General features: G+C 35.6%; 7 protein-coding genes and 1 pseudogene. 6 read left to right on the forward strand and 2 right to left on the reverse strand.

The window, feature by feature from the left end:
• Nucleotides 1–255: 255 nt before the first annotated feature.
• Nucleotides 256–594 (reverse strand): outer membrane protein assembly factor BamE, encoded by a 339-nt coding sequence (locus tag IHO40_RS01005; RefSeq protein WP_225536340.1) that lies wholly within the window; start codon nt 592–594, stop codon nt 256–258.
• Nucleotides 595–727: 133 nt separating this feature from the next.
• On the opposite strand from IHO40_RS01005, the gene IHO40_RS01010 reads away from it, so the two are divergent.
• The gene (locus tag IHO40_RS01010) at nt 728–1,723 is read left to right on the forward strand and encodes a ribonucleotide-diphosphate reductase subunit beta (protein WP_225536341.1); all 996 of its coding nucleotides are present in this window, start codon (nt 728–730) and stop codon (nt 1,721–1,723) included.
• Nucleotides 1,724–2,026: 303 nt separating this feature from the next.
• A complete protein-coding gene (locus IHO40_RS01015) occupies nt 2,027–2,413 on the forward strand; it encodes a hypothetical protein (protein ID WP_225536342.1) in 387 nt (128 codons plus the stop codon).
• Nucleotides 2,414–2,482: 69 nt separating this feature from the next.
• Here IHO40_RS01015 and secA read toward each other — a convergent pair whose 3' ends face one another.
• A complete protein-coding gene (gene secA, locus IHO40_RS01020) occupies nt 2,483–5,143 on the reverse strand; it encodes a preprotein translocase subunit SecA (protein ID WP_225536343.1) in 2,661 nt (886 codons plus the stop codon).
• Nucleotides 5,144–5,491: 348 nt separating this feature from the next.
• On the opposite strand from secA, the gene IHO40_RS01025 reads away from it, so the two are divergent.
• The 4 genes and pseudogenes from IHO40_RS01025 (at nt 5,492) to IHO40_RS06230 (ending at nt 7,880) form a co-directional block, all read left to right on the forward strand.
• Nucleotides 5,492–5,728, forward strand: a complete 237-nt coding sequence (locus tag IHO40_RS01025) for a hypothetical protein (RefSeq protein WP_225536344.1) — start codon at nt 5,492–5,494, stop codon at nt 5,726–5,728.
• Nucleotides 5,729–6,313: 585 nt separating this feature from the next.
• A complete protein-coding gene (locus IHO40_RS01030) occupies nt 6,314–6,457 on the forward strand; it encodes a hypothetical protein (RefSeq protein WP_225536345.1) in 144 nt (47 codons plus the stop codon).
• Between the two features lie 1,138 nt (nt 6,458–7,595).
• Nucleotides 7,596–7,748: pseudogene (locus IHO40_RS06225) on the forward strand (tetratricopeptide repeat protein); the annotation flags it as partial.
• Complete coding sequence (locus IHO40_RS06230; RefSeq protein ID WP_458695343.1) at nt 7,722–7,880, forward strand: tetratricopeptide repeat protein; 159 nt, start codon at nt 7,722–7,724, stop codon at nt 7,878–7,880. The pseudogene IHO40_RS06225 and the gene IHO40_RS06230, both read left to right, overlap by 27 nt.
• The last annotated feature ends 81 nt before the right edge of the window (nt 7,881–7,961 follow it).

A 7,961-nucleotide genomic window follows, 5' to 3' on the forward strand; every position in this document is an offset into this window, starting at 1 on the left:
ATGCGTTTGTTAAAGCGTTTAAGACAGTAAAAAACGCCAATTTATAAAGTTAATTAAATAACTAGCACCAACTGGGTTTCTTTTGCCCTTTTTTTCTCACTTGGCAAATTTCTTAGATATTTATTACTAAAATAATACCCTGGATCCAGTATCAAGTACTGGGATGACAGGAAGATAGATTACCTTAATGATACCTAAGGGAACCAGTGTCAGGGAGATACCCTCTTTACAGAAAAACTTTATAGTCAGCGGATTTTAATCAACAATAGCTAAAGACCTCTCTGCAACGTTAATTTCTTTTATATCTGTAACTCTATCATCCTGATCGAACGAGATTTGCAAAGACTTGCTGCTATACTTCCTTTTTCCTAAGAAATTAGATTGTTTAATTCTATATGAAATGTAATACCAAACATTTTCATCAGATTTAGATACTAATGTTGGCGACCCTAAAGTGTGAACCACTTTTCCTTTATTATCACCTACTTTTATCTTGTCCCACAATTCAACGCTAATGCCTGGAGCTCCGTGATTGTGAATAGTGTATGTACAGCTTACTAGGAGTAGTAAAACAAGAAATATTAATGCTTGCATCTTTATTGATAAATCGTTGTGAAATTACAATACACTAATAAACTACCTGTAGTCAAGTTTTGTAAAAGTTAAATTGACTGACTTTTGATATCGCTTAATATAATATTTACTTTAGAAAACAATTAGGTGCTCTATGTCATTATTAAAAGCAGATCCAATATATAAGCCCTTCAACTATCCTTGGGCATATGATGCATGGCTACAGCAACAAAGGATACATTGGATACCGGAAGAAGTTCCGCTTGCTGACGATGTAAAAGATTGGAAAACTAAACTTTCAAATGTGGAGAAAAATCTACTAACTCAGATTTTTAGGTTCTTCACTCAAGCGGACATTGAAGTAAATAACTGCTATATGAGGCATTATTCAAATATATTTAAGCCAACAGAAATATGCATGATGCTTGCCAGCTTTTCTAACATGGAAACTATACACATTGCAGCTTACTCATACCTTTTAGATACAATTGGCATGCCAGAAAGTGAGTATCAAGCATTTCTAAAATATGATGCTATGAGAAAAAAGTATGAATACATGTTAGAATTTGAGGAGAGTAAAAAACACGATAAAAAACATGTAGCTAAAACTCTAGCAGTATTTGGTGCCTTCACTGAAGGACTGCAGTTATTTGCATCATTTGCGATTTTGCTCAATTTTCAACGTTTTGGAAAAATGAAAGGTATGGGGCAAATAATTGCTTGGTCAGTACGCGATGAAACCTTGCACACCAACTCAACTATCAATTTATTCAACACGTTTATTAAAGAGAATAATGAAATTTGGAATGACGAATTCAAAGAGGAATTATGTTCTGCATGTCGCACTATCGTTGGACTTGAAGACGAATTTGTAAAGCTTGCCTTTGATTTAGGAGACGTTGAAGGACTATCTTCAGAAGAAGTGCGCAATTATATACGCTATATAGCGAACAGGCGGTTAACGCAATTAGGTCTGAACCCTATGTATGATATTAATGACAACCCTCTTCCATGGCTTGACGAAATACTAAATGGTGTGGAACATACGAATTTCTTTGAAAATAGAGTAACAGAATATAGCCGTGCAGCAACTCAAGGTACATGGGAAGAAGCTTTTGCTGAAAGTGATACTGATGATAAAGAGCGCTAATTAGTCTCTTTGCGTTATCTGCATTATCCAAGTAACTTGACATCGGAACCTATGTAAATGGCACTAAGTTGAGAACAACTAGCCCTGTAAAATAAATTAACTGACATTCTATTTACAGTGTATGAAGTACTTATATAAATTTTAGGATACAAGATAAACCTAAAAAAAACTTTAAGTATAAAAAGGAGCAAAGTGTTTGGTTTAAATTATTTAATGATGGTAGGGATAGCAGCAATAATAGGGGTATAATAAGCATTTTAATAGGGCTTGTACTGAGTACCTTGACCAGTCTTTCACCTAGTGATGATATGTGGAATCGTTGGCGGCATCTCCGTAGTACCATTAATTGCAGCTCTCATCACAACTCCTCCATCCTCAAGTCCACATAATCGTAATATGGGTGATTTACTAAAAGCAATTATGCACCTAGGCGGCTTATTTACTGGGAGCGTTATAACTGGAATTGGTCTTGTCGCATGTGGCGTTACTCCAATAACCAAGGTAGATTCTTTGTTATCTTTATCAACTACAGCAAATTCTCTGTTATCTATAGGGGTTATAGCACTGTTATTCCCAATTACAGCTGCAATTGGAGTAGATATTGCAATTAAGCTTGTCGGAGTAGTGAGAAAGTATATATCTAATAAACAAAATCACCAGAAGAAGAACCTAGGCCTCCTCAACAAGTAAAACCATAGCGTTTATCGGACAGCGAGTTAAGTAAGGTCAATGTAGATGAGAACACACAGACCTAAGCTACTAATTCACCACAGTAACCGCCCCGTGGCAGTGTTTGTATTTCTTTCCAGAGTTACAAGGGCATTTGTCATTTCTTGAGACTTTGGGGGAATTATCCTTTTTAGCAAGGTACAACCTATTACCTATTTCTTGGTTATCTGCTAGCTTAAAGTGTGCTAGGCGATGAATGGTAAGCTCTTTCCACCTTTCAAGCATCGACTCAAACATTAAGAAAGCCTCGCGTTTAAATTCATTAAGCGGGTCTTTCTGTCCCATAGCACGCAAATTTATGCTTTGTCTTAGGCTTTCCAGAATTGAGAGGTGTTCCCTCCATAAATGATCAAGAGTCATGATCATTACCTGCTTGACTACCGTATTCCACAAATCTGTGGTTTGCTGACTATTGAAATATCTTTCCTTTTCAGCAAAAGATTCTTGCACTTTATCGTTTATGTAATCCAAAGCTTCTTGTTTGTTCAAAAACTTCGCTAAGTCTTCTTTATCAAGTGTCATTCCATATCTCGTATGAAACTCCTTAGCTATATCTTCGATATAATCTTCGCAATAACCGCTTTGCACTATGCTTTCTATTACACTCTCATTTACTTCACTATACACTTCAAACAAATCATTGATTTCATTACCTAAAATATGACTTCTCTGCTTAAAAATAACTTTGCGTTGGTTGTTGATTACGTCATCAAACTTAAGCAGAGATTTTCGCACGTCATAGTTTCGAGCTTCAACTTTCTTCTGCGCCTTTTCAAGTGCCTTATTGATCCATGGATGATGAATAGCTTCGCTGTTTTTTAGCCCCACTTTTTGTAAAAAACTTCTCATTCTATCAGAGCCAAATATTCTCATTAAATCATCTTCAAGCGACAAAAAGAACTTAGAAAGTCCAGGATCACCCTGACGACCAGAGCGACCACGTAATTGATCATCTATCCTCCTGCTTTCATGCCTTTCGGTTCCAATCACACATAAACCGCCAGCTTTTATAGCAATGTCCTTATCTTTTTCTACTCTTTCGACTATTTCTTGGTATTTTTTTTCTCTTTCATCAGCATTTTTTATCTTATTTAGCTCTACTTTTGCTATCATTTCAGCATTACCACCAAGCTGAATATCAGTTCCACGTCCTGCCATGTTAGTCGCTATAGTAATGCTGCCTGGCACTCCAGCTTGTGCTATTATATACGCCTCTTGTTCGTGATAACGAGCGTTTAGCACTGAGTGCTTAAGAGAATGGCTTTGCAAAAGCGCAGAAAGTTTTTCAGAGTTTTCAATACTAACCGTGCCAACAAGGACCGGTTGAAGGCGTTTGTGGCATCTTTCTATAAACCTCAACACAGCATTAAATTTTTCTTTTTCTGTGCCATAAATTTCATCATCAACATCTATTCTCTTTACAAGCACATTAGTTGGAACCTTTACTACATTCAGCTTATATATATCGCGAAACTCCTCCACCTCTGTTGCCGCTGTTCCCGTCATACCAGAAAGTTTGTTGTACATACGAAAGTAATTCTGAAATGTAACCGATGCTAGAGTTTGGTTTTCATGCTGAATTTCAAGATTCTCTTTTGCTTCAAGTGCCTGATGAAGGCCATCGGAATATCTCCTGCCCTCCATCATACGTCCAGTAAACTCATCGATAATTACTACCTTGCCATCCTTTACTATATAATCTTTGTCAGCAGTAAACAGCTTATGTGCACGCAATGCTTGATCTATATAGTGAGTCATTATCATATTGCCATTATCATAAAGTGAGGAATTTTCAGAAATTAGATTATATGACCTAAGTAATTCCTCCACACGCGAAATGCCATCTTCAGTGAGGGACACTACCTTGCCCTTTTCATCTATCTCATAATCAGAATCAACCAATTTGGCTACTATTTTGTTTACTTGCTTATATATCTGATTGTTTCCCTCAACTGGACCAGAAATAATAAGTGGAGTACGCGCTTCGTCAATGAGTATGGAGTCTACTTCGTCTACTATCGCGTAATTGAAGCCTCTGTGCACCATATCCCCTTGAGAAAATTTCATATTGTCCCGCAAGTAATCAAAGGCAAGCTCGTTGTTTGTTGAATATACGATATCTGCACTATAAGCCTCTTTTCTCTCTTCATCTGTCAAATTATTCGTGATAAACGCAACAGAGACCCTAAGAGAATCATATAATTTGCTCATCCATTCTGTGTCTCGTTTTGCAAGGTAGTCATTAACAGTGACAACATGTACACCTTTGCCTTCTAAGGAATTTAGGTATGCAGCTAAAGTTGCAACTAGTGTCTTTCCCTCGCCTGTTTTCATCTCTGATATCATACCACTGTGAAGTACCATCCCACCGATCAGCTGAACGTCAAAGTGCCTCATACCAAGAAATCTTCTCGATGCTTCGCGTACAACCGCAAACGCAGGTACGAGAAGGTCATTTAGTGTTTTTCCATCTTTCAATTCTCGTTTGAATTCCTCGGTTTTGCCAGCAAGCTCCTCATCAGATAAGCTCCGCATTTCCGGCTCTAGTGCATTAATCTGCTGAACAATTTTTCTGAAGGACTTTATTATCTTCTTATTTGTTGACCCAAATGTCTTTCTTATAAAAAGAAACGACAATGTAAAAATGAAGAATATAAGAACAACTGTTAAAACTAACGTGGAATCTAACATAAACTTAAGTGACGTCCATTTAATATGAGATTATATTACTAAATGCAGCCTACAGCAATGATATATTAGATTTAGAAAATCTTTAAAAAGCCTTATTTAAACCAAGAATTAAGGGTTTGCTAAGCAATTCCTATCCTTGAAGGCCTTCTATTAACATATAAAGGCTCTATTGCATTATTTCAGGTGTTTTGTAATCTTTAATTTTTTATAGAATGAAGTTATTGATAGTGTTTAGTAGAATGTGAATGTAGAAAATAAACAATCTGAAGTACTCGGTAATTCTAGATTTAGAGAAGAGCTGGCGCATCAACAGGTAATCAAGGTCGTAAGTATGAAGTAAAATTACTAATGCTGTATCTGCTTTGCAGGTTAAATGGCAAAATTAACTTTCAGTTAGCATCAAATATAGAAGGTTTTGCAGCCTTTGGTGAAATTTTTTTTGAGTACAAAGATCAGGAAAACAAATCGAGAATTGCCTTGGTTCAAGCTAAGCACTATAATGTACATCGCCCTTTGAAGAATATTACTTTTGAAGATTTATTGATGGAAATGATAGAAAGCAACAGAAAGAAGATTTTGGGTTAAACAAGTATTTTGTTGAATCTCATCTTGAGATTAAGCAAAGCCCAGAGTTTCAGAACAGCGACATTACACTTGTCATCTATACCAATGTTAATGTGAACTTAAAAAAAAGGTGCAGCAAAGCAAGGCAGCATAGAAACATTAGAGAAGTACCTGGAAGAGTTAACGTTAACAGATGACAACGCTTTAAATACTTGCAAAGGTCAAAAAGGAGCGTGCTACAAAATAAAAAATCATACTGAACTGAAAAAAACTTCAATTGTAGTGATGATGAAATAGAAGATTTTCTACTTAGATTAAAGTTTGTAGTTAATCAACCTAATCATTCAAAATTAGATAATATTATTAAGAAAGAAATAGGGAATATATACAAAATATCAGACAAAAAGACATTGACATAGTTTTTGACTTTGCACGGGGAAAGGTAGAAAAATGGTAGGCACAAAAGGGTAACAAAGTTCCTTATCTAATAAAAGATGATTATTTTAAGAGAATTATATAAAGTCTTTATAATCTTAAACCTAAAGAAGGTCTACCTGAACTTTGGCAAGTCTCTTTTCGAAATTATAACTTTGTTGCAGAGAAACATTGCTGGATAAAATAGAAGAATGCCTGGACACTAGTGATACAGCAACACTGGCTGCTTGTCACGGACTAGGCAGAATAGGCAAAACACAATTAGCATTAGAATTTATTTGGAGTAAATTCCAAAAATATAAGTGGATAATCTAGTTTGATGCACAAGATAGAAATACTTTAATTAACGAGTACATCAAGTTAGGACGCGAGCTAAACATTATTCATGGTTATGAAGAAGACGTTCTCGAGGAAGGTCATGCTAAGTATGTTAAGCGTTGGCTAGAATACCCTAAACGTGCTGGGTGGCTGCTAGTATGTGGAAATGAATTACAAAGACACAGCAGATTTACTTCCTACACAAAGGAGGAAAGACATTATTAACTTCTCGTTATAAATTTGGCTGCCACAGAACACTATTTTTGTTGATGTTTTTGAACCTGGAGAATCAAGGAGCTACATTCGTAAGATACTAAGAAGTAAAAGAAAAAAACTCGATATAACTCAAGTAGATTCATTGGCGAAGACGTTAAGTCATTTACCTCTAGCTTTATCCCAAGCAAGTGCTTATATAAGAAAACGTATATAAATATTTCAGACTATTTGAAATTATATAATGATAGAAAACGAGCTTTATTATCTAATAAAGCATTGCTTGAAACATTTCCACCTGGTACTAATATAGAGACTGTAGTAGTGTATGTTACATGAAACATTACAGTAGAAGCAATAAAAAAAGAATCCTTATTGGCAACTAATTGGCTAGTTGCTACTTGTTTACTTAGGTAGTAGTCCTATTCCTCAATTTTTACTAGAAATTTTTGCTGATAATTAAGAAAATAACTCTTCTTCAGAAATTTTCCATGAAGCATTGGAAATATTATCAAGTTATTCTATGTTAACTGTTAAAAAAGACCATAGCGTGTTAGTGCACAACTTAGTTCAGGAAGTACAAGGCTAAAGTCAGAGGGAAGTGGAAAAACTAAAGAAGACATAGAAACTGTTTTTCAACTATTACAAAAGAGTTTTCCTTACTACAGTGGTAAATTAGAAGATTATGCTAAAAACGGCAATTACTACCACATTTAGAAATGTTCTCATCTATAGATGATTTGCTAAAAGAAAATCCTTCAGAAAAACAAACAGTAGAAAAGAACTATCTTGAAGATCTATAATATGGATGATGGATACTCTGATTTAGATAATCCTAGAAAGCAAAAGGAGTTGCTTGAACAGGTTTTACCATCCTTGAGAGAAACATTATGGCTCTGATCATTCTACAGTTGCCAACACACTAGGAAACTTAGGCATTGTTTATGGTGCTTTAGGGGCCCCTCAGAAAGAAAAGAAGTTGCTTAAACGCGCTTTAGTAATTCAAGAGAAACACTATGATTCTGATCATTTTGAAATCGCTATAACATTGACAAACCTCGGTACCACTTATTACGCTTTAAACAATCCCCAGGAAACAAAAGAGTTGCTCGAACGTGCTTTATCTATCTTTGAAAACATTAAGGTTCTGACCATTTTAAAGTTGCTACAATACTGGGAAACCTTGACGCCGCTTATGGCGCTTTAGGTAATCCTCAGAGAGAAAAGGAGCTACTTGAACAAGCTTTACCCATCCTTGAGAAACATTACGGTTCCAATCACTTCCAAG

This window comes from Wolbachia endosymbiont of Mansonella ozzardi (assembly GCF_020278625.1).
Lineage (GTDB): Bacteria > Pseudomonadota > Alphaproteobacteria > Rickettsiales > Anaplasmataceae > Wolbachia.

Coding starts and splice junctions, on each gene's coding strand:
- IHO40_RS01005 (WP_225536340.1), bottom strand. CDS start 594: ATGCAAGCATTAATATTTCTTGTTTTACTACTCCTAGTAAGCTGTACA.
- IHO40_RS01025 (WP_225536344.1), top strand. CDS start 5,492: ATGCTGTATCTGCTTTGCAGGTTAAATGGCAAAATTAACTTTCAGTTA.
- secA (WP_225536343.1), bottom strand. CDS start 5,143: ATGTTAGATTCCACGTTAGTTTTAACAGTTGTTCTTATATTCTTCATT.
- IHO40_RS01010 (WP_225536341.1), top strand. CDS start 728: ATGTCATTATTAAAAGCAGATCCAATATATAAGCCCTTCAACTATCCT.
- IHO40_RS01015 (WP_225536342.1), top strand. CDS start 2,027: ATGATATGTGGAATCGTTGGCGGCATCTCCGTAGTACCATTAATTGCA.